Source organism: Enterococcus sp. AZ140, from assembly GCF_051714405.1.
Lineage (GTDB): Bacteria > Bacillota > Bacilli > Lactobacillales > Enterococcaceae > Enterococcus_B > Enterococcus_B pernyi.
In genome coordinates this window covers 2,850,974-2,874,308 of sequence record NZ_JBIORU010000001.1, presented here as the reverse complement: position 1 = coordinate 2,874,308, position 23,335 = coordinate 2,850,974, and the positions used below count along the sequence as shown (strand labels likewise).

At 39.5% G+C, this 23,335-nt stretch carries 14 protein-coding genes and 1 riboswitch; of the genes, 12 read left to right on the top strand and 2 right to left on the bottom strand.

What is annotated here, in order from left to right:
• Positions 1 to 155: 155 nt before the first annotated feature.
• On the top strand, positions 156 to 8,060 hold the full coding sequence (locus IGJ39_RS13105; protein ID WP_195475980.1) for a QWxxN domain: 7,905 nt from the start codon (positions 156 to 158) through the stop codon (positions 8,058 to 8,060).
• Between the two features lie 308 nt (positions 8,061 to 8,368).
• Here IGJ39_RS13105 and proC read toward each other — a convergent pair whose 3' ends face one another.
• On the bottom strand, positions 8,369 to 9,163 hold the full coding sequence (proC, locus tag IGJ39_RS13100) for a pyrroline-5-carboxylate reductase (RefSeq protein WP_019722362.1): 795 nt from the start codon (positions 9,161 to 9,163) through the stop codon (positions 8,369 to 8,371).
• Positions 9,164 to 9,512: 349 nt separating this feature from the next.
• On the opposite strand from proC, the gene mprF reads away from it, so the two are divergent.
• The 9 genes from mprF to thiT all read left to right on the top strand — a co-directional run bounded on the left by mprF (position 9,513) and on the right by thiT (position 20,386).
• Positions 9,513 to 12,083, top strand: coding sequence for a bifunctional lysylphosphatidylglycerol flippase/synthetase MprF (mprF, locus tag IGJ39_RS13095; protein WP_438764954.1), 2,571 nt, complete (start codon positions 9,513 to 9,515; stop codon positions 12,081 to 12,083).
• A 112-nt stretch (positions 12,084 to 12,195) separates the two neighbouring features.
• Positions 12,196 to 13,044: a 4-(cytidine 5'-diphospho)-2-C-methyl-D-erythritol kinase gene (ispE, locus tag IGJ39_RS13090; protein ID WP_019722360.1), complete on the top strand. Its 849-nt coding sequence runs from the start codon at positions 12,196 to 12,198 to the stop codon at positions 13,042 to 13,044.
• A 534-nt stretch (positions 13,045 to 13,578) separates the two neighbouring features.
• A complete protein-coding gene (locus IGJ39_RS13085) occupies positions 13,579 to 14,517 on the top strand; it encodes a metal ABC transporter substrate-binding protein (protein WP_019722359.1) in 939 nt (312 codons plus the stop codon).
• 19 nt (positions 14,518 to 14,536) lie between these two features.
• The gene (locus IGJ39_RS13080) at positions 14,537 to 15,217 is read left to right on the top strand and encodes a metal ABC transporter ATP-binding protein (RefSeq protein ID WP_010734086.1); all 681 of its coding nucleotides are present in this window, start codon (positions 14,537 to 14,539) and stop codon (positions 15,215 to 15,217) included.
• Positions 15,190 to 16,011 carry a metal ABC transporter permease gene (locus IGJ39_RS13075; RefSeq protein ID WP_019722358.1) on the top strand — a complete coding sequence of 274 codons (822 nt, stop codon included), beginning with the start codon at positions 15,190 to 15,192 and terminating at the stop codon, positions 16,009 to 16,011. The genes IGJ39_RS13080 and IGJ39_RS13075 overlap by 28 nt, the downstream gene beginning before the upstream one ends.
• Before the next feature lie 175 nt (positions 16,012 to 16,186).
• Entirely contained in the window at positions 16,187 to 17,005 is an 819-nt protein-coding gene (gene purR / locus IGJ39_RS13070) for a pur operon repressor (RefSeq protein WP_010734088.1), read from the top strand.
• 155 nt (positions 17,006 to 17,160) lie between these two features.
• Complete coding sequence (glmU, locus tag IGJ39_RS13065; protein WP_019722357.1) at positions 17,161 to 18,534, top strand: bifunctional UDP-N-acetylglucosamine diphosphorylase/glucosamine-1-phosphate N-acetyltransferase GlmU; 1,374 nt, start codon at positions 17,161 to 17,163, stop codon at positions 18,532 to 18,534.
• Positions 18,535 to 18,623: 89 nt separating this feature from the next.
• Positions 18,624 to 19,592, top strand: a complete 969-nt coding sequence (locus tag IGJ39_RS13060) for a ribose-phosphate diphosphokinase (protein WP_019722356.1) — start codon at positions 18,624 to 18,626, stop codon at positions 19,590 to 19,592.
• A 23-nt stretch (positions 19,593 to 19,615) separates the two neighbouring features.
• Positions 19,616 to 19,718, top strand: a riboswitch (TPP riboswitch).
• Positions 19,719 to 19,801: 83 nt separating this feature from the next.
• Positions 19,802 to 20,386, top strand: coding sequence for an energy-coupled thiamine transporter ThiT (gene thiT, locus IGJ39_RS13055; protein WP_019722355.1), 585 nt, complete (start codon positions 19,802 to 19,804; stop codon positions 20,384 to 20,386).
• Positions 20,387 to 20,440: 54 nt separating this feature from the next.
• On the opposite strand, the gene IGJ39_RS13050 is transcribed toward thiT, so the two are convergent.
• A complete protein-coding gene (locus IGJ39_RS13050) occupies positions 20,441 to 21,217 on the bottom strand; it encodes a hypothetical protein (protein WP_010734092.1) in 777 nt (258 codons plus the stop codon).
• A 232-nt stretch (positions 21,218 to 21,449) separates the two neighbouring features.
• Here IGJ39_RS13050 and IGJ39_RS13045 point away from each other — a divergent pair, with 232 nt between their 5' ends.
• Together IGJ39_RS13045 and IGJ39_RS13040 are read left to right on the top strand one after the other, a co-directional pair.
• Positions 21,450 to 23,141 carry a patatin-like phospholipase family protein gene (locus IGJ39_RS13045; RefSeq protein ID WP_029593935.1) on the top strand — a complete coding sequence of 564 codons (1,692 nt, stop codon included), beginning with the start codon at positions 21,450 to 21,452 and terminating at the stop codon, positions 23,139 to 23,141.
• Complete coding sequence (locus IGJ39_RS13040; RefSeq protein WP_019722353.1) at positions 23,111 to 23,329, top strand: YdbC family protein; 219 nt, start codon at positions 23,111 to 23,113, stop codon at positions 23,327 to 23,329. The genes IGJ39_RS13045 and IGJ39_RS13040 overlap by 31 nt, the downstream gene beginning before the upstream one ends.
• Positions 23,330 to 23,335: the final 6 nt, after the last annotated feature.

Below are 23,335 nucleotides of genomic sequence, written 5' to 3'. Positions count from 1 at the left end.
TTCTAAATTACTTGAATAAAAGGCACATAAATTTTTACCACCCTTGTATGATGAAAGTGATGGGGAGAAGAGATTTGTAGAAAAGCAAATAAAACTAGTGATTTTTATCACCTTATTCAGTTGATTTGCATCTTTTAATGAAGGAGTGAGAAGAAATGCCAGGAGAAGATTTTAATCGAAAAATTGGTGAGTTCCACAACGAATTTAATAAGAAAGATGATCTAAAAGAGCGAGACAATATAGTCCATGACATTGTAAGTAAGTCAGGTCAGACCCCGAGAGACCTCCTAACCCCTACAGGATTCCTCTTTATGTGGAGCGTTCTAGCTGGTCTACGGATGCCAGAGGAACGCCCTGATCAGCAACGAGCGGTTCAAGATTCAGGTGCGGTTTTAGAAGTAGATACGCATGTTGAAATTCAACAGATCGGAAATCAAGTGCGGATGCCTGCGCTCAAGTCTAGCTCGACGTTTAACCCCAAAAGAATGACCCTGCCTTTACCAACGAACACCACCCAAATCAAACAATCCAAACCAGAAGTTGTCTCGCCACTTTCGGATTTAGCAGACGCTGCTCATCAATTTAGTATAGATGTGCACAAATTTGCTCATGGTATTTCAGATCTTATTGACTGTTCGACGACCGAACAAGCCTTTCACAAGAAAGACTACGGTTTGTGGGAAAATAAAAATCATACTCAAATCCATTTTAAGACAGTATGCCAAAATGCTATCGCTGAATCACATACATTGAATGAAGCACGAAGTCATACAACCCATTCCTTACAGCAATTTTCATTCAAGAAAAGCACGAATGCAAATGATCCACAGCAATTTAATGCAAGTAATGCGGCTGAAAAGTTGAAAAATTTTTTTCAACAGACTTTTGAGGAAAAGTATCAGAAGAATGAAACGACCACAGACGTTCCAATACCAGAAAATGTGACTCTTAGTGTTCATTCTTTTTGGGATGGTCTAAATAAAGTATTCAGCTCCTTCTTTCATCAGCAAGAACAAACCCTTGATTCGAGGAATCACACAGATGGAAAATACAATATTTTAGGACATTTTACAGAGTTATTAATCGAAACTTTCTCTAGCGATCCTGGAACACAAGAGAAATCTTCTGATTCGTTAGGCAAAGACAATAGGAAATATGATCAGCAACCTATTTTAAGTCAGCAGCTCCGGACAGATGATTCGAAAAGACGAGCATCTCATGAAACAGACGTGAGCATTTCCGCAAAACTTGTGGCTTTAGCCGGAGATTTTTCAGAAATGATTGACCGTTTTGTTAAGCGGTATGATTTCTTAAAAACAAGGATTGTCGCGGAAGCAGCAACCCTTCCTACGCAATCGATGGATGAGCCACCTGTAATGGAACCACCGACAAACCCAACGCTTGTTGGTCTGAAATCGTCAGAAGCACTTTCTGAGGAAACACTTGAGAAAATCAACAAAGTCATGTTAGCTTATCTGGAAAATAAACTGTCACCCGTGCCCGTCGATGAACCATTTACTCCGTTCTGGTATGATCAAGAAGTCTTTGGTCAGCGTAATGAAACAGACAAAGCAAATGAAAAAATCAGACAGGCTGTTTGTGAACAGCATAGTGAATTATGTGACATGAAAGAGAAGCCATTCCATGATTTTTTCCTTGCTCTTCAAAGCTGGGCAAACAGAGGTGCATCAAATCATGAGCTTCTTGAGAAGCGACAACAGCTTGCTAAGATTATTCTTAGTGCTTATGGTCTTTCAGTTGGGCAGTTAACTGCTATTAGAGCAATCAATATCTTCTTTCAATGGGAAACAAATAACGTGTTTAAACCATATACTTTTACTGAAATTAAGAATATTGAGATCAATCCGATACAAAAACATAATGAAACAGTCACAGAAAATGATCTAACCAATAATTTATTCATTCCTGTTAGTGCTTCTGACTATAGTAAGGTCCTTCAAATCACCGAAGCCATCTCTCAAGATATACAACCCTTTGATCAGTCAGAATTATTACCAGTTTTTCATTTTGATGAACAGCTTTTTCAGCAGAAAAATCAGACAACTGATGTGAATCATCTGCTTAAATCTTTTTTCATCGGTACAGGAGTTGTGAGCCAGATAGATACCGACTTGGAGTTGATCAAGGTTGTTCAAAATTGGGCAGGTAGGAATTGGAAAAATGACCAAACCTTACAGTCGGAGCGGGCACAGTATTTAGCTTATCTCATCCACAAAGGGTACGGGATTGAAAATAGTAGACTAGGAGATTTCTTATCCGATATACAATTACAAGCAATTTATAAACAATGGAAAACGAACACGTTGCTAGTGGGGTATCGTTATAAAGAGAAGACGAAACAAACTATTCAATATGATTTATCACCAGCGGAGTCCGTCTCGATTCTTCAAGTTAAAAAACATTTAAAAGAAAATAATCAAATCTATGATGATTTCATCCATGGTCGACCAGATAGTATTCCAAAGCAAACACTAATCGTGCCAATTTATTATCATAAAAAGCTTTTTGATATGAGAAAGCATACCCAAGAGGCGAATGGAGTAGTCGGAAAGTTCCTATATAAAGAACAAATGTATTTCACAACGGCAACACCACGCCAACTGGTTTTGTTATTGCGAAAATGGATCTTTGAAGGCTTACAGTATGAAGAAATCAGCAAAAGGCAGAACATAGCAGCGAATATGATTTTGAGGGCTCATGGTGAGGAAGGTATCCCCTTAACGGATACTGAGGCACGAGCGATTATCTTGCAGTGGGAAAACAATAACGCACAGATGGGCTATACGTATAAGAAGGGGCAAGACGATCGTTTGGGTATCGATATTGAAGAAATCAAAAAGAATCAAGAACAGGAGCATGAAGAGGAAGTTAAGAAAAAAATTGAACGTTTTTTTTCAGAAAATGATTTTAAGCCTACGACACAAACGAATAGTCAGCCAAAAGAAGTGTTACATATTACCATAGATCGTATAAAGTTAGAAAAAGAAAAACAAAGAGTAGCTAAATTCCTAACTGAAAAAGGCGTGGATTGTGAAACTACGGATGACAATGCTTTTGCGAAAATAGTCTCAAATTGGGTATTGCTAGAAGGCGCAAATCAAGAGGTTATAGACATGGTTAAAATGAAGCAAATTGCTCAAGTCATCCTTGGTGAGGAAGTAGATGGCGTCATTTCAAATAAAGGCGCTGAAATCACGTTCACGAATTGGTTATGGGACATGATCGAAAGCAATCATTTAGTTTTGCCTACCACCACTCCCTCTGCGACTGTAGATGAAAAAGCAGGATCTACACCAGCAGTAACAATCAATAAATGGTTGGATAAGAAAATCATGACACAAATTGAGACATTTTTTCGTCAAAAAGGCACGCTGTCAGCTACCCAAGTAAGCAAAGAAGATATTTTGTCTGCTATAGGGGAATGGTTTGGACAAACAGGGATGGATGGCAGAGTCTCATCTGAGAAAGTCCAAGCGATAGCAAAAGTCATTCTGAAAGAGTTAAAACTATATGGTGGACAGCCAGGAGAAGTGATCTCAGATAGAGACGCTGAATTGACCGTAATGAAATGGACAGTTGAAAATGTCCTGGGTACCACCATTGAAGGGTATGCAGCAAAACAGATCATTGATTCATCTGACCCATCTACATTTACGATCGGCCAGCTTAGGAAGTCATTTTCAGTAGAAGAATTGATAAAAGCAGATCTAATCAACATCCCACCGAAATCAGTCACTCCACAAGTAGATCAAAAAAAAGGCTTACAAAATAACATCACTAAACTATGGATTATGTTCATGAATCGAGCACTCCCTAATTACTTTCTTAAATCAAGTGAAGTTGGTGACGATGTATTGATCGCTGATTATGATTCTTTAATGCAGATGACAGGTTCTAGAATATTAAAGGATCTAGGTTACCTTGAGAAATTCAATCAGACAGAAATCAAATCAGTAGGCGAGCTTTTCTTTGATAGTTTTAGAGATAAAGGGATTGATACTGTCGAAGAAATTTCTCATCTCCTAGTTCCAGCGACACTGGCTACCGCTCAGTTGGACCCAAATATCCTAAGAGGTCCATTAGCAAAAGGGAACTATCAACAAGTCGCGTTAAGCACCTTTGTCACTTATTTGCAACGTGGCTATTTTGAACTAATAAAAAAGCAAGAAATGGTCAATGACCTTGTCTTATCTTATCAAACAGCAGTAATCAACTGGCGCCAACAATCAGTGCTTGTGGATGAAGTACTGGAAGAGTGCAATAGACTCGGTATCAAAGTTAGTCTTGCGGGCAGACAAGTTTATCTCTCTGGCGGAAATCCCTGTCCGGGTCCATGGATCCCACCAGATATCAATGAATGGTATACGCGGTTAACGAAAGCTGTATCCGAATCATTTTATTCGTTGGATCAGTTTCTGATACGACTTGAGATGGATTCATTCCACAAAGATGATTTGTATTTTATATTTTCACCGGAAAGTCGTATATATGAGGCACAGGCAGTATTGAGTCATAAAGCAAGTCATCCAGCAAGCGGACCAGGAAAGTCAGGTTTTCCACCAGTCTTTTTGGCAAAAGAAGTGGAAGTAGAGACGCTCCTTACATTGGATGAGACAGATTTATTTGTAGTTACTCGTGGAGGAGAAGAAAGATGTTATGCGTTGAAAAGGCTGGAAAAAGATGGAGGATACAAGCTTTATCGCGTGGATAAAGATCCTATGTTATATCTCCGCTATGGGCTTTTTAATCGACCCGATCTTTGGAAAAATGAATTTCGAAAATATGACGATAAAGTTCTGATCAGAGATAAGCCGTACATTCTTAAACTGGATTCGAATCAGAACAAACTCGTATTACAAGGTAATGCACAGGAGACATTTATCAACCATATTAGCGGTAAACACCGGGATAAAGTCTATCGCCAACTATATGATTCAGGAAGAGAGACAACAACGGCTGAAAAAGTTTGGGATGTTTTCAAACATCTCATTCCTTTTTACGATTGTGTGGTCGGTAGTATCAATAAAGATATTGGTGAGGCGGTCCCCAGTTGCATGCTTGATGCAGTTTCCTTGATTCCTGTATTGGGTCAAGTCACTGCATTTAATACGAGATTTGTATTTGGTATGGCAAGAACGATCATGAAACATGGCGCAGCAGGTATAGTACGCCATAGCACACGTTTTCTCCCCAAACCATCAGAGCTTCGATCAATTGTTGTGAGTGCTATACTTTACGCTGATCCAGGAATAGGATTTTTGTATGATAGTTCAAAAGCCTTATCTAAGGGATTGATACGGTTAAAAAACCAGGTATTTATTAGAAAGGAACTCAAGGAAGTAGCGGCAAAACTAGAAAAATTTGGTGTAGAAACCCACGATTGGGCTAAAAGTTATACGCAAGCTACTTTACCAAATAATGGCCCAGAAATCCGTGTGAAACGAGTGCAAGATCATTTATATGTTCCAGTTTCAGATTTAAAAAAAGGGGATGTTTATGGGAACCGGTTTACCTTACGTGGGACAAAACTAAGACTGTTTGAGGGACAGGCAGTTTTTTTTCGCAGACACAAATATTTGATTAAGCGAGTTTCAATGAAGATTCCTAACAGAGACTTAGCTGTAGAAGAACTAAATTTAAATCCTAAAGCTTATGGGGAGGCAACTACTTTAACGGTTACTGGGGAAGGAGATTTTCGCCATACCCTCATTGAAATGAATAAGAAACTAGTGCCTGTTAGAATCAGTACAATTGAGAACCATGGTGTCCGTTATGATGTATATGATCGAGGAGCGATACATCCGGTAAACTTTAATGGGGTAGAGTGGTATTTTGAAGCAGAAACTAGTCCAAGTGTTTCGCTAGCAGTACGTGAAAAGGTAGGAAAGGAACTAGATCAGTATGAGTCATTACTGACTCCGACTACGCTATCGCCACCGGATGAGAATGGTTTGATGTGGAATTCTGCTGGGCGATCTTATATCAGAATCAAAGAACAATACCTTCCATTAGTTCTGTTGGACAAAGAAACGAATCGTTACCATTTGGTGAAAAAAAATTTCCTTTCACCAATGACCGTGTTACGTTTGGACACAAATAATGGTGTTTTTCGTTTTGAAACGTCTTTAGAGAAATCCCATGAAAAATATCCAGGGACTGTCCAACATCATGGACCTAATTCTCCACAAGCAAGCACATCTAAAAAAGCAGATGTAGGCTCAGTTTCTGGAGGAGCAGTTATGCAGAGGCGTGAGAATTCATTGTATCCGCCGTATAATACCCTTCCAGTATCCCCCAATCGATGGTGGGGTTGGTATAGCATGCTGAATGCAATCGAGTATTCGCCGTTACATGGGATTTCAAGGTTAGAAGATGAATCAGTTCCGATTAAACCGTTGGATAATTTTGTCTCAGAACCACAAAGAATTGTCTTTATTGACGAGGAGAAAGCACAAAAATCGATTGCTGATGCTATCACCAAAGTATTGTCTTTGAAACCAGGGGATCAGTTTCGCGTTTTTTCCGGTTTAGATATAAGTAAAGTGCCGGAATCACTTAGACCGTTTATAGAGAAACTTCCACAAGAATTCGAGAACGCCATGGAAAATTTCAGAATCGTCAAAGATGTGTGTTTAGAATTATTAAAAGTAGATAAAATAGCAGAAACAGCCGAAGGTCAATACTTAATAAAATTCCTTGATATACCACCTTCTTTTCAACAAGAGAAGATTTTAAAGGAATCAGTAGAGAGGCTCCTTTCGATCGCAACAAAAGGCGAACAATTTTTGCGTCAAACAGCAGACTGGGGATTTGAAAATATTTGGATCGTTTCGACTGATTTTGTTCTAGATGAGAAGACACATGCCTATTATTCCATTAGTAATGATGATCCGAAAGCCTATGCCTTTGTATTGAAAGAAGATGCCGAGTGTCGCATCATTATTGTAGCGGATGCTTTCCATAAAAGACCAGAGATTTTACCAGGAATCCAAATGGCAGCACCCCCAGAGATAACGATTACGCATGAAACCACACACATTGTTTCAGGAACATATGATGTTGTTAAATATGGGCTAACGCCTATTGGATTTTTGCCGAGTGGTCAAAATGTGAAAGATGATTTTCTTGCACGATACGCAGAATATTTTGAACATCCTAATTTTGATCAATTTGTTACAGCGGTAGCAAAACATCAAAATGCCCCTCGATTATCTAAAAAAACTGTCATCAAAGCATTTCAAAAAGACCCTTTATTATTTACTAACTTCAAATTGACGGATGCTCAATTGCTTGCAACGATTATAAGAGATTTTGCCAATCAAAATGGGTTCTATAACCAACCGCGTGTCAAAAGAGAAACAAAGGAAGAGGGACTGGGAGATGGCAAGCTATTCACTGTGTTAGCAATGATGGAAACAGGTAATTTCTTTGTTTTAGAACAAACTAAAGATTTAGAAAAAAAGCAAGAATTGTCTGAAATGACGCCGACAGGAGCTACTCAAACAAGGGATGAAGTAGCGGATTTTGCAAAGATTATAAGTCAAGGCAAAAAGATTAATAAAGCGACCAATGCGACAGCAACTTACCAGAATTCCAACGATGATTTTTCAATTGTACCACCAGATAAAAATTTAGAAAGGAAACAAGCAGTACCAAAAATGCCGGCAGAAGCATCTACTCAAAAAAGAGATGAAGCGGCAGATTTTGCAAGGATCATGAGAGGGGTTGAGCATAAAAATCAGTCCCACGATCAGCCCCGCGTCAAAAGAGAGATAAAAGAAGAAGGATTGGGAGATGGTAAACTGTTTAGTAGTGCAACGACGATGAAAACAGGTGGTTTTTTAGTGATTGAACAAGATAAACCTTTAGAAAAGAAACAAGCAATACCAAAAACGTCGACAGAAGCACCTGCTCAAACAAGAGATGGGGCGGTAGATTTTGCAAAGGTCATAAGTCATGGCAAAAAGGTTAGTAAAGAGACCAATGCGACAATCACTTACCAGCAGTCTATCGTGAAGGGAAAACAGGTTAGTCTGTAAAACGAACAGTAAAGGGCACTAGCCAAAAAAAGATAGCACAGAGATAAAGTATAATTTTACTACTGTAAGTATCAGCTAAAATATGAAGAATAACCTCTTCGATCACTAAGACAGTAAGCATAAAAATGTGCAGTCTTATTTTCGAAGAGGTTATTTCTGTTCTAAATGTTTATTGGGAGTAAGAGTGTATTTCTCTTGCTTTAGATACTAAGAAAAGTAGATGATAAAGAAGAATCGTTTAACTGTTATAGTGACATTCGTCACCCAACTATAGAAGAGGGACAATGAATGTCAATAGTTTGAAAATTCTACAACATCTCTAAATCTTTTTCGATCGTTTTGGTGATCCCTGTGATGATCGCGGGGATAAACCCAGCTTCTTCTAATGCGACGACACCAGCAACTGTCGTTCCGCCTGGAGAAGATACTTGATCAACTAATTCCCAAGGGTTTTCATCGCTTGCTAGAAACTTTTGACAGGAACCTAAAATCGCTTTGGCTGCAATTTCTGTTGCTGTTTTTTTAGGTAGTCCATGTAAAACACCTGCACGGCCCATTGCATCGATCAACATATAAATAAAAGCAGGGGAGCTTCCAGCTAATCCGATAAATGTACTGAAATCATCTTCTGCTAAAGGATAAACACTACCAATCGCTTCAAAGATTTGTGTCGCTTGTGTCAACTGTTCATTTGTTGCTGCTTGGTTTTTGCAGATTGCAGAAACACCCGCGCCAACACTTACGTTGACATTGGGCATCACACGAATGATAGCAGCTTCTGGATCAAGTGCTTGTTCTAGTGTTGCAAGCGATTTTCCTGAAGCAATTGAGATAAACAACTGTTGTTTACGATGGTCGCGTAATTCATTTAACACCTGTTCGATGATTTTTGGTTTCACTGCCAAAACAACGATTTCTGCTTTTTCAGCAATCTCTTGATTGGTTTGACAAGCATTGACCCCAACTTTACCAGCAAAGCGTTGGGCATTTTCATAATGACCGCTTGAAACAAAAATATCTTCTTTAGCCACTAGATTATTTGCTAAGATACCGTGAATAATTGCTTGTGCCATATTTCCTGTACCGATAAATCCGATTTTCATATAATCCTCTCCTTTGATTTTTAGCATAGCTTTCTTTCTCATAATCTGCAAGTCGAGAGACGAACTGATTTTGAAGAACTCAAGGAGAGTATACATAAGGCGAGGACAGTGAGTGTGAAGCTAGTGAATGGCGGATTTTTCTGGGGGAATAAAAGCGATTAAAAAGCCAGCTCCTTCAATAGTAAGTCAAAACGTGAAAAAATATGAGAAGCTATTTTCCCACGTTCTGTCTTACTACTTGGAGCTTAACGGCTTTTTCACAACCTAATGCCCAAAGTGGAAAAATCAATGTAAATAAGATAACATGAGTGTATATGTTTAGAAAGTCTACAGGTGAGGAAGGGTGCCGGTGAAAAATAAATTACAGATCATGATCCAGTGGGTGAAAGCACATCAGTTGATTTTGAAGCTGATTTTCTTTGGATCGATCCTTGTTTTTGTGGCGAATCAAGTCGCAAACATTGCCCATGGGATGAGTTGGCAAGATGTCTGGCACACGATGGAACAACAAAGTCATGTCACGTTAGCATGGATGATTTTAGCAGGTTTGATTGGTGTGATGCCGATGTTACTTTATGATTGGGTAACGATTCGAGTATTGGAAAAACAAGGCAAGCCCAAAATGAGTCGTAAAGACTTTTTGTTATCTGCATGGATCACGAATATGATCAATAACTTGGCAGGATTCGGAGGGATTGTCGGAGCAAGCTTGCGCGCCAGTTTTTATGGCAAGCACACGAATCGGAAAATGGTGTTGGCAACAGTCTCTAAGGTTGCTTTGTTTCTATTGACGGGTCTTTCTATTTGGTCATTAGTGACATTCATCAATGTCTTCTTTCTTCAAACAGATAGTGTATTTCGCAGTTATTGGATTTGGTTATTCGGTGGTAGCTTTTTGGCACCGCTTATCTTTTTGTTTGCATACTTGAAACGTAAAACGCTATTTGTAGAATTTTATCCTAAAGGCTTACTGGGCTTGTTGCTGGCTTCCTTTGGACAATGGACCGGTGCCTTAGTAGTTTTCTTGTTGATTGGGCGCTTGATGGCTGTAGATATTTCTGTATGGTCCTTGTACCCTATGTTTATCATTGCCACATTGATTGGGATGTTGACGATGGTGCCAGGTGGTGTAGGCACATTTGATGTGCTGATGATCTTAGGAATGAGTCAACTTGGCGTGCGGCAAGATGTTGCACTTGTTTGGTTACTTTATTATCGTTTGTTCTATTATGTTCTACCATTTCTTTCAGGGATCGTTTTATTTTTGACACACACAGGTGTCAAAATCAATCGATTTTTAGATAATATTCCCCGACTATTTTTTCAAAAAATTGCTCATTTGGTGTTAGTGTGTGCCGTTTATTTTGCGGGAATCATGATGGTCTTACTTTCAACGATCACGAATCTTTCGACTGTCAGTCGCTTGTTTCAAATACTCTTACCCTTTTCGTTTGATTTTTTAGATCAGTCATTGAATCTGCTGGTTGGGTTCTTATTGTTAGGACTAGCTAGAGCTTTAGCGATGAAAGTCAAAAAAGCATTTATTCCTACGATTGCTTTACTCGCTTTTGGCATCATCAATACTGTGATGCGCACCTTATCATGGGAATTGATTGTTGTATACCTTTTGATTTTATTAGCGGTGTGGTTATCCCGAAAAGAGTTTTATCGTGAAAAGTTCGTCTATTCTTGGGGAGCAATCATATTTGATGCGTGTTTGTTTGGCTTTTTATTTATTGTTTATGCAATCGCAGGCTATCACCGTGGAAGTTTTTGGGTAGGTGATTTAACTGCGAATCGCTTTATTCTCTTTCCATCTGAGGATGTTTGGTTTTCAGGACTGATTGGTTTAGGGATCTCATTACTTGCGTTAGTTGCATTGTACCAATATTTAGCTTCAGAGACAGGGTTTGGTGAACCTCTGGATCAAATGCGTTTAAATCGCCTTTTGGCTGCCTATGGTGGAACGGCAGCTAGTCATTATCTGCACTTACCTGGATATACTTATTTTTATTATCAGGAAAATGATCAAGATAAAGTAGTGTTTGGTTACCAAATCAAAGGGAATAAATGTTTTGTTCTTGGTGATCCGATTGGTGATCCAACGAAGATACGTACAGCTACGCATGAGTTTTTGAAAAAAGCCGATTGTTTTGGCTATGAGTTAGCTTTTTATAAAGTATCCGAAAGTTATGTCGTCATGCTTCACGAAGCGGGCTTTCACTTTGCAAAAGTTGGCGAAGCAGCGATCACTGATCTTTCTTCAGATGGGCTACACTGGCGCACAAAGCAGATCGAATTGCAACGTTTGACGAATGAGGGCTACCATTTTACCTGGTATGACCAATTACCTGAAGAGTTGCTCGAACCGATCCAAGAAGTTTCTCAAAAATGGTTGGATGGTTCTCGTGAGAAGCATTTCTCTGTTGGTTATTTTGAGAAAGAGTATCTCTTGATGAGTGGTATTGGTATTGTTCGGAAAGAGCAGAAAATCGTTGGGTTTATTACATCTCAACCAATCAATGACCGCCAAGCGGGGTATGATTTATTGCGGTATCTACCGAACCAGCCGAATAGTCTAGGTGATTACTTACTTGCAAATCTACTGGATGTCTATCGCAAAAATGGGTATGCAGAAGCAAATCTGGGACTGGCTCCACTTGCAAATGTCGGAGAAACTGATTTCTCGTTCTTACAAGAAAAAGTGATGAGGATCATCTTTAATTACGGGAATTTCTTTTACTCATTCCAATTAGCTTACGAAGAAAAACAACGGTATGTTACTCATTGGGAGGGCCGTTATTTTGCGTATATGAAAGGAAGTAGTTTTACTTTAGCCACATGGCAGCTTTTCTTATTGATTGGCAAAGGGAAAGAAAAAGGAACAAGTCTAGCAGAAGAAGTTCTGACAGAATTGTAAAAATGATTGTAAAGCTGTGAGGAAAGTGTTTACGCATGTTGGTGGAAGCTATACTTTTATTTTCCCCTATGATAGAATACTTTCGACTTAGACTTTTCGAATGGGTGAGAGGATGGAATTGATTGAAAAAGCACCAGCGAAGATAAACTTAGGGTTGGATGTGTTATATAAAAGACCAGATGGGTATCATGAGTTGGAAATGGTGATGTCAAGTGTAGATTTAGCTGATCACTTGTTCTTTGAAGAGCTATCGGAAGATCGGATCATTGTTGAAACGAATAAAGCATTTTTGCCGGTAGATCAGCGTAACAATGTGTATCAAGCAGCTTTGTTGTTGAAAAAGAAATATCAAATCAAAAAAGGCGTAAAAATCGTTGTGAAAAAAAATATTCCTGTCGCTGCTGGCCTAGGTGGTGGAAGTACAGATTGTGCTGCCGCGTTGCGTGGAATCAATCGGTTATGGGAGTTAGGCTGTAGCTTAGAAGAACTAGCAGAGATCGGCTTGGAAGTGGGGACAGATGTTCCTTACTGTGTTTATGGCCAAACAGCTTACGTAGGCGGAAAGGGAGAAATCGTCCAATTGTTGCCAGCGATGCCCTCTTGCTGGATCATTTTGGTAAAACCTAAAATGAGTGTTTCGACACGAACTGTTTTTCGAGAAATCGATACGCAAAAAATCCAACATCAAGATATTCCTGGGTTGGCTGATGCGCTTCGACAACAAGATTATCAAAAAATGTTGACGAAAATGGGGAATAGTCTTGAAGATGTGACAGGAAAACGCCATCCGGTCATTTATCAAATCAAAGAGCGAATGATCAAATATGGTGCAGACGCGGCCCTGATGAGTGGTAGTGGACCAACTGTTTTTGCCCTTTGTCAACACTATTCCAGAGCCCAACGCGTCTACAATGGATTAAAAGGTTTTTGTGAGGAAGTTTATCTTGTCCGAACGCTATAAATGCATGAAAGAGACATGATGTCATGACGGAAGCAGTCAGCTTCGAAAAATAAGCGGTAAAAGAGGTCGGAATAGAATTGTTTAGCCTCGAGAAATAAGGCGCCATCCACGAAAATTGTTTTTCAAATTTTTGTGGATGGCGCCTTATTTTCGAAGAGGTTACTTCTGTTTCTGCCGTTTATTCAGTTTTAGGAGATGTGAGTGGACTAATATTCCAGACATCTTTCCCGCTGATTTCGTTTTAGAAGATGAAGGATCGTTACCTTCTTTTTTGTTATCAATCTCAACCAATCGTTCATTGTTCTCGGGACATAAAATAATAGTGTGGAACAGCCACTTTTTGACCAAAGTTGAAAGAAAACGATTACGTTCGTTGTTGATATGACGGGCAATTCATTTGTTTTCCGATTTACATGGTAAGTTTGCATTTAAATCAGAAAATCAGGTTAAACTATTGACTGTTTTTTTTTAATTTGGTACATTAATCCTCGTTGATAAATCGTAATATTACGATTTGTTTTGAAAGGAGCATATATGAAGAAATATTTATTAGCCGCATCTTTAGCAATAGGAGCTTTCCTATTTACAGCGTGTGGACAGACAACCCAAGAATCGGCACAAGATGAGTTGAACGTTGTCGCAACGTTTTACCCGATGTATGAATTTACGAAAGAAGTCGTTGGTGATACTGGGAAGGTCGAATTATTGATCCCCGCAGGAACGGAACCCCATGATTTTGAGCCAAGTGCCAAACAAAGTGCAACCATTGCGGATGCAGATGTTTTTGTTTATAACAGTTCAGATATGGAATTTTTTGTTGACTCATTGAAAGATACGGTCGATACCGATCGAACGTTGATGATCGAAGCCGCTAAGGGAATTGAACGTCTCGAGTCACAAGAAGAGCATGAAGAAGAGCACGAAGAATCAGAAGGCCATCAGCATGACCATGCCTATGACCCTCATGTTTGGTTAGATCCAACATTAGCAATCCAAGAAGTACAGACGATTGCTACAGAGCTCGGCAAGAAATATCCAGATAAGAAAGATACATTTGACCAAAATGCCGCAGCTTATATCAAAAAATTAGAAGCATTGGATCAGAACTATACAGAAGCATTAAAAGGTGCAACCAATCGAACATTTGTGACGCAACATGCTGCCTTTGCTTATTTAGCAAATCGCTACGACCTAAAACAAGTAGCCATCTCAGGAGTTTCACCGGATCAAGAGCCTACGCCTAGTCGATTGGCTGAATTGAAAGATTTTGTCGATCAAAATAAAATCGAAGTCATCTATTTTGAAGAAAATGCGTCATCTAAAGTAGCTGAAACATTATCAAAAGAAACAGGCGTAAAACTGGAAGTACTCAACCCCCTTGAGAGTTTGACGAATGAACAAATCGAAGCGGGTGAAACTTACATTTCTACCATGGAGAAAAACCTAGAGGCATTAAAAGAGAGCATAAAGTAAAACGAAGGGAGTCCTCTATGTGCGTTATATCGAAATAGCTGATCTCACTTTCTATTATGATGAAGAACCTGTGTTAGAAGGTGTTTCTTATCATGTAGATGCCGGTGAATTTGTGATTTTGACTGGTGAAAACGGGGCGGCAAAATCTACATTGATCAAAGCTTCTTTGGGGTTATTGAAACCCTCTAAAGGGACCATCAAAATTGCAGGAAAAAATCAGGACGGAGACAAATTAAGTATCGGGTACATTCCACAACAAGTTTCTTCCTTTAATGCGGGTTTTCCTAGTACAGTCTTAGAATTAGTACGTTCTGGCAGATATCCGAGAGGTCGTTGGTTCAAACGGTTAAGCGAAAAAGACCATGAGCATGTCAAGCGTGCGTTAGAATCTGTTGGTATGTGGGATATGCGTCATCGTCGGATTGGTGAGCTGTCTGGTGGTCAAAAGCAACGAATCAGTTTAGCACGTATTTTTGCGACTGATCCAGATTTATTTGTACTTGATGAACCAACTACTGGAATGGATGAAGAATCACGAAATGAATTTTATCGTTTATTGCGCCATAGCGCACACGACCATGGGAAAGCTGTATTGATGATCACTCATGATCACGAAGACATCAAACAATATGCGGATCGACAAATCCGTTTAGTGAGAAAGGAGGATTCTCAATGGCGTTGCTTTCATATGAATTCATGAGGCGGGCATTTCTTGCTGCGATCTTTATTGCAGGAATCGCACCGATGTTAGGAGTATTCTTAGTGATACGTCGGCAATCGTTGATGGCAGATACACTGTCTCATGTTTCTTTAGCAGGGGTAGCCTTAGGATTTTTCCTCAATCTCAATCCAACGATGACCACAATGGTGGTAGTCGTTATCGCTGCAATCATTTTAGAATACCTACGTTCGATGTATCGTACGTATTCAGAGATTTCCATTGCGATCTTAATGGCAGGAGGACTTGCGCTTGCATTAGTTTTGATGAATTTGAGTGGGGGTAATTCTGCCACGAGCATCCAATCTTATTTATTTGGATCAATTGTGACGATCACTTGGCCACAAGTTCTATTCCTAGGTATTTTGTTTGCAGTGATCGGTCTTTTGTTTTTCTTATTCAAACGTCCGATGTACGTGTTGACCTTTGATGAAGACACCGCTCATGTCGATGGACTGCCGGTTCGTTGGATGTCAATGATGTTCAATATTATTACTGGGGTAGCAATCGCTGTCATGATTCCGATAGCAGGCGCGTTGCTGATTTCTGCTATTATGGTTTTACCAGCAGCAATCGGGATGCGTTTAGGGAAAAGCTTCAATATTGTTATATTGATCAGTATCATCGTTGGTTTTATTGGTATGCTTTCTGGGTTAACTAGTTCGTTCTACTTGGATACACCGCCAGGGGCAACTATCACATTAGTATTTATCTTTTTATTCTTATTAGTCAACTTGAGTAAACGTATTTTATTAGGAATTAGAAGAAAAAAATAGACCACTATTTTTTAAACAGGTAGTTATTTGAGACAAACAAATGTCTTAAATAGTTACCTGTTTTTTTATAAATACCGAACTATTTTCTTAATTTTGGATAAAATGCTCGAATTTTCCCGAAAAAACTTATATAATGAAACACGATAAAATTTGTTGGAAAAAGGAGCTGGAATTTTTGAAAGTACGTCGCAGTGAGCGTCTTGTCGATATGACACAGTATTTATTAGATCATCCGCATGAATTGATTTCATTAACAAGCTTTGCCGAACGTTATGAATCTGCTAAATCTTCGATCAGTGAAGATTTGGGGATCATCAAAAAAACATTTAAAGAAAGAGGTTACGGAACGCTTGAAACAATCCCTGGTGCAGCCGGAGGTGTTCTATTCATTCCGGAGATTTCCTACGAAGAAGCAAAGAAATATGTTGAATCGCTAGCTGAGCGCTTGTCTGAACAAGACCGTTTACTCCCTGGAGGCTATGTTTACTTATCTGATCTATTAGGAGAACCTGAGCTATTACGTCAAGTAGGGAAAATCATTGCCTCAAAATATTTAGGAGAAAAAATCGATGCTGTAATGACTGTAGCCACAAAAGGGGTGCCAATCGCTCAAGCCGTTTCCTATTACTTGAACGCACCGTTTGTCATCGTTCGTCGTGACTCTAAGATTACAGAAGGTTCTACAGTGAGTGTGAACTATGTTTCAGGTTCATCTGAACGGATCGAAAAAATGGAACTATCAAAAAGAAGTTTGAAACGTGGTTCTCGCGTGCTTGTCGTCGATGACTTTATGAAAGGCGGCGGAACAGTGAACGGAATGAAGAGCTTGATTGAAGAATTTGAATCTGAGCTTGTCGGTATCACTGTGTTTGCGGAGTCAAAATTCAACGGACATCGCGCAATCAATGACTACACGTCGCTACTTTACGTCAAAGATGTGGATACAAAAACGAAAAATATCACTGTAGTACCAGGCAACTATTTCGAAGAATAAAACAACGAACATAGCGGTGCTATGGAAAAAGAAGAGGCGATGGATGATGTCTCTTCTTTTTTTGCGTCCTGGTTGCTAAAATGAACGTTTAGTTGAAAAAAAAGAGCGACTGGGCTAAACTAAAAATAATAAATCGTAATTTAGGAGTGACACATTTGGATGCACGTTATGCAATCATATTAGCCGCGGGTAAAGGTACTCGCATGAAATCAAAACTATACAAGGTCCTACACCCTGTTTCTGGGAAACCGATGGTCGAACACATCATCAACCGTGTAAGTGAGACAAATCCTGATCAAATCGTGACGATCGTTGGTCACGGTGCAGAGAAAGTCAAAGCTCAGCTAGGCGAACGTAGCGAGTATGCGTTACAAGCGGAACAACTTGGGACGGGTCATGCGGTACTACAAGCAGCCTCATTTTTAGCAGGTAAGGAAGGCACGACGTTAGTCATCAGTGGTGACACCCCTTTATTGACAACTGAGACGTTGAACAACTTGTTTGAATACCATCAAGGGAAAAATGCAAGTGCTACGATTTTGACTGCACAAGCAGAAGATCCGACAGGTTATGGCAGAATCATTCGTGACCATGTAGGAATCGTTGAAAAAATCGTTGAGCAAAAAGACGCTTCGCCAGAAGAAGCGTTAGTTCAAGAAATCAATACAGGAACTTACTGTTTCGATAACAAAGCGTTATTTGAAGCATTGAATAAAGTAGGAACAGACAATGCACAAGGCGAGTATTATTTAACAGACATCGTTGAGATCCTGAAAGATGCTGGAAATCCAGTTGCTGCGTATCAGACGGAAGATTTCGATGAGTGTATGGGTGTCAATGATCGTATGGCACTAGCAAAAGCAAACGAGTTGATGCGCCAAAGAATCAACAAAAAACATATGGTCAATGGCGTTAGCTTTGTTGATCCTGCAACTACGTATATTGATGCAGATGTTGTGATTGGTTCAGATACAGTGATCGAAGCGGGCGTTCAGATCCAAGGAGAAACAGAAATTGGTGAAGATTGTTTTATTGGTGCACATTCACGTATTGTTGACAGCAAGATCGGTGACCAAGTAGTCATCGAAAACTCAGTGATCGAACACAGTGTGGTCAAAAGTAAAGCAGATGTAGGACCGTATGCCCATTTACGTCCAAAAGCAGAAATTGAAGAAGGCGTCCATATCGGCAACTTTGTAGAAGTGAAAAATGCAAAAATAGGCAAAAACACAAAAGTTGGTCACTTGACGTATGTTGGGGATGCAACACTAGGTGAAGAAATCAATGTGGGGTGTGGTGTCGTCTTTGTCAATTATGACGGAAAAGCAAAACATCATACAACAGTCGGTGACCATAGTTTTATTGGGTCAAATGCGAATCTTGTGGCGCCAGTAGACGTGGCAGAGAATACATGTATCGCTGCTGGTTCGACAATCACTAACGATGTTCCTGAACATGCGATGGCAATCGCACGCGCTAGACAAGTCAATAAAGAAGGATACGCGAAGAAACTCCCATATTCAAATTGATACTTTTTGCAAAATCACTTGATTTATTCGGCAAATATGACTAGTATTTATTAGGTAGTAGAGTTGTGAAAAAGAAAGCGGAGGTCCTCATGTCCAAACATTACTTTGATCCAAGATTAAAAATATTTGCATTAAACTCAAATCGTCCATTGGCAGAAAAAATTGCTGCAGCTGTTGGGGTTGAATTAGGAAAATCATCGGTCACTCAATTTAGTGATGGTGAGATCCAAGTCAATATCGAAGAAAGTATCCGTGGTTCACACGTATACGTTATTCAATCAACAAGTAGTCCGGTAAATGATAACCTGATGGAACTGTTGATCATGATCGATGCATTGAAGCGTGCAAGTGCCAAAACGATCAACGTGGTAATGCCGTATTACGGCTACGCACGTCAAGACCGCAAAGCGCGCGCGCGTGAACCAATCACTGCAAAATTAGTGGCAAATATGATCCAAAAAGCTGGAGCAACAAGAATGTTGACACTTGACTTGCACGCAGTCCAAATCCAAGGTTTCTTTGATATTCCGGTCGACCATTTGATGGGCGCACCACTGATTGCGAATTACTTCTTAGAAAAAGGGATTCAAGGCGATGATGTTGTCGTTGTTTCACCTGACCATGGTGGTGTTACTCGTGCACGTAAATTGGCTGAATTTTTAAAAGCACCAATTGCAATCATCGATAAACGCCGTCCAAAAGCAAACGTGGCAGAAGTGATGAATATCATTGGTCAAGTAGAAGGCAAAACGTGTGTCTTGATCGATGACATGATCGATACAGCTGGAACGATCACATTGGCTGCTAATGCGTTGAAAGAAGCTGGGGCAGTGAGCGTTTATGCTTCATGTACACATCCTGTGTTGTCAGGACCTGCTTTACAAAGAATCGAAGACTCTGCAATCGAGCGCTTAGTTGTAACGGATTCAATCTATTTGCCAGAAGATCGCAAAATTGATAAGATTGACGAAGTAAGCGTTGGTGGCTTGATGGGTGACGCAATCAAACGTATCCATGAAAACAAACCAGTTAGTCCTTTGTTTGAAACAAAAAGATAAAGGAAAATAAAAACAAAATAATTACAATCACAAAGGGGAGTCCATTTTGGGCTGAGACTGAATATATTCTAAACCCTTCGTACCTGTTTCGGTTATGCGAGCGTAGGAATTGTGAATGAATAGCTAGTGTGAAAGCACGAAGCTGTTTGTAAAAAAACAAACTTGCTTCCTCCTTTGTGATGTCCAATTATAAAGGAGGAAGCTTTTTTATGAATAAGAATCATCGTGTCTGGATCGAGGGAACGATCGTCGCAGCATTATCTTTAGTGTTGTCGATGATTCCTCTACAAATAGGTAGTAGTTTTGAAATCTCACTCGGGCAAATCCCTTTAACTTTATTTGCCTTGAGAAGGGGTTGGAAAGCTGGTATGGGATCGGCTTTTCTATGGGGAATCCTTCATTTTCCCATGGGGACTGTCTATTACTTGAGTGTCATCCAAGTGTTGATCGAGTATCCGATCGCGTTTACGTTTGCTGGCGTTGCAGGAATTTTTTCGCAAAGAATGCAACAGAGTTATCTGCAAGGCAATCGTAAGAAAATGGCCTCAACGATCATTTTAGCGACATTCGTTGGTGTGACTGCCAGATATTTCTGGCATTTTGTCGCTGGGGTTGCTTTTTGGGGAAGTTTCGCACTATGGGGGATGAATCCATGGTTGTTCTCTTTAGTCATGAATGGCGCTAGTGGGTTAGCTACCGGTATTGTAACAACGGTTGTCCTATTAGGTATTGAACAGACCGTTCCTTCTTTATTTGTAGGCGAAGGGTTGCAGGTACGTAAAAGTAAAAATTAAAAAAAAGCGTAAAGGCAGCTGACCTTTACGCTTTTTTAGTGGAGTTGACTGTCATTATACAAATGTGTTGTAGACAAAATCAGAAACGTTGCCGTCTAGTTGCCAACGTTGTTGAGTGGCATGATAGACGAGAACAGCTACCGGTTTTTCTTCCAAGTAACGTGTTCCTTTTAATTTCCAAACGTAATCTTCAATGACATAAATCGGGATCTCATACTTGTCATCGACCAAACCTGCTTGATCAAACGAAAAAATGATTCCTTCTTGCATCAAATTACGCATCTTTTTCAGTATCTCTACACTGATTTTTTCAACAGGGATCTCTTTTCGAAAGAATGATTTTTTTTCGTTGATTTTTCCCGCCAAGATCGTGCTTAACTTGTTGGCAAAAATCCGATAAAATTCATCTAAATAACGATAATAGGTTCTACCTAGATGATCGCTCAAATCAAAATAAACAAAGTTATTTTGTAATTTATAGAAAAAAGGTGAATGGAGATGTGTTTTCATATGACCAAAATAAAGCAACTCTGAGATTTCTAAAGGGCTTAATTCTTTTAACATCGTCAAATCCGTAAAATCGATCCATTTAAGATCCGTACTATTGTTACGGCTGCGAACGGTTTGGAAAAATCTTTGGATATTCTCAGTTCCACGAATGACCTTCAAGCCTGTGTGTGATTCATATTCTCCAGCAGATGCGGAAGGGTCCAACAAAAGTAGATTTTGAGGAAAATGCACGATGCTATTTGAAAAATCATTGATCGTCAGCCCTTTGGTCAAAACGGCGTTACTAGTTGTATCGATATGTACATATACTGAATCACTCATCATGCTCCTCCTCCCCTGTATCTCATCCCTTTCATTTTACAACATTTACTGAAAAAAAGCTTGTTTCTTTTATTTTAAAATTCGATTACAAAGCAACTTTTTTTTATGAATAAACGATGAACATAGAGTAAAAATTTATATATATATAACACTGCTATCAGATGACTATTCACCCCCACCCTTTTTTTCTGATTACTGATATAATAAAAGAAAAAGAGAATCCGAGGTGTCTATGAAAGTTCAAAAAGTCTATTGGTCGGAACGTTATCAGCAGAATCGAGTGCAGCAAGCAAAACAACTTTTTAGTTTTTTTACTACACATCAAGAAAGCCGGCAACATTTTTGGCAACAGGCAAAAAAACAACAGGCATGGAAGATCGTATCGAAAAGACTGAACATTTACTTTACTGCAGAAATAACGAATGAAAAATTGATCTATACCAACGTGTTGATTGAAGAAGAATATTGGCAGTGGTCCGATATTTTCCTATTGCTAGAAAGTACGGTTCGTTATTTTTTCAAAAAATACGGACTCGTCCGCTTTGATCATTCAATCTCACCGAACATGATCGACCTTTTCCACCGAAGTGGTTATTTGGGAACGCAATCGTTTGAGAAGGAAATATCCTATCATATCGCTCTTGTCTTAGGTGGAGGAGGGGCGCATGGTGCTTATCAAATAGGTGTTTGGAAAGCACTGAAAGAAGAAAATCTAGAGATTTCACTCGTTACTGGTACTTCTGTAGGTGCGCTAAATGGGGCTTTGGTCGTTCAGGATCAACTAACACAAGCCATTGACTTGTGGCAGGAACTGTCAACCAATCAAGTATTGGCTTTACCAGAGGTTGCCTTATCAGAAGATTTGAGGCAACGTTATATCCAAGAAGCCAGCTTGATGACACGTCGTGCAGTAGTCGAAGGAGGAACCTCGATTGCACCGTTGGAAGCATTACTAGAGCAGTACCTAGATGCGGAAAAAATCAAATGTACAGAAAAACCGCAACTCTATACAATCGCAACTAAAATCCCAGAATTTCAAGAAACAGTTACAAGGATCCAAGCATTAGCACCAAAAGAAATCACCGATTGGGTCCTCGCCTCTGCTTCTTTTTATCCTGCCATGGCTTATCGTCAGATCGACGGATCAAAATATGTTGATGGGGGCTATCGAAATAACGTGCCAGTAGATGTTGCTATCCAACAAGGTGCAACCGAAGTCTTGATTGTCGATGTCCAAGGACCTGGGGTGACAAAAAAATACAAGGAACCTGATGCTTTGGTGACCTGGAAATGTTGTTCAAACTGGTCTTTAGGTGGTTTCTTAGTTTTTGAGCGACAAAGAAACCAATTGAATATCCAATTAGGTTATTTAGAGGCTAAAAAATGTTTAGGGATCTATCAAGGAAACTGGTATACGTTTGAAACAGCAAAGCCAGCTGAACGTTATTGGCGACGTTTCTTACGTTTCTTAGTCGAAACACTTGATTTAGACGTATCCTTTTTTTACAAAGAAAAATTCTGGCGGGACTTGCGTAATGTATATAAAGACAGGGTCACAAGTGAAACATGCGGATTGGCGATGCTTGAGCTACTAGCGAAACAAAAATTGATCTTACCGAATAAAGTGTATACCGTCGAAGAGATCTTGCCGCTCATTTGCCAAGAAAGTAAAATCGATGAAGCATTTTTAAAAAAGGTTGGTCAATTAAATGCCAGTGAATGGTTGAAGTTTCGAAAACTGGAACGAAATGCTAAAATACACGTAATGAAGGAACACGCGATCTACCAATACGTGAAAGAAAAAAAGAATGATCGCTTACAACGACAACTCAATGCAGATACAGTAGAAACTTTGATGTATCTCTATCTTTATCATCTAAAGGAGGAACAAAAATGGCACAAGAATTCTCATATGAGATCGTAGAAGAAATTGCAGTTTTATCTGAAAACAATAAGGGATGGCGCAAAGAATTGAACTTAGTGAGTTGGAATGGCAGACCACCAAAATTTGACTTGCGGGATTGGGCACCGGACCATGAAAAAATGGGTAAGGGACTAACATTAACGAACGAAGAGTTTGAAGAGTTACAAAAAGCAATTAAAAATATGTAAAAGAAA

Excerpts from the sequence above, each read along its gene's own strand:
- IGJ39_RS13085 (WP_019722359.1), top strand. The coding sequence starts at position 13,579 with ATGAAGAAATATTTATTAGCCGCATCTTTAGCAATAGGAGCTTTCCTA.
- IGJ39_RS13075 (WP_019722358.1), top strand. The coding sequence starts at position 15,190 with ATGGCGTTGCTTTCATATGAATTCATGAGGCGGGCATTTCTTGCTGCG.
- IGJ39_RS13050 (WP_010734092.1), bottom strand. The coding sequence starts at position 21,217 with ATGAGTGATTCAGTATATGTACATATCGATACAACTAGTAACGCCGTT.
- IGJ39_RS13105 (WP_195475980.1), top strand. The coding sequence starts at position 156 with ATGCCAGGAGAAGATTTTAATCGAAAAATTGGTGAGTTCCACAACGAA.
- IGJ39_RS13060 (WP_019722356.1), top strand. The coding sequence starts at position 18,624 with ATGTCCAAACATTACTTTGATCCAAGATTAAAAATATTTGCATTAAAC.
- thiT (WP_019722355.1), top strand. The coding sequence starts at position 19,802 with ATGAATAAGAATCATCGTGTCTGGATCGAGGGAACGATCGTCGCAGCA.
- ispE (WP_019722360.1), top strand. The coding sequence starts at position 12,196 with ATGGAATTGATTGAAAAAGCACCAGCGAAGATAAACTTAGGGTTGGAT.
- IGJ39_RS13045 (WP_029593935.1), top strand. The coding sequence starts at position 21,450 with ATGAAAGTTCAAAAAGTCTATTGGTCGGAACGTTATCAGCAGAATCGA.
- proC (WP_019722362.1), bottom strand. The coding sequence starts at position 9,163 with ATGAAAATCGGATTTATCGGTACAGGAAATATGGCACAAGCAATTATT.
- IGJ39_RS13040 (WP_019722353.1), top strand. The coding sequence starts at position 23,111 with ATGGCACAAGAATTCTCATATGAGATCGTAGAAGAAATTGCAGTTTTA.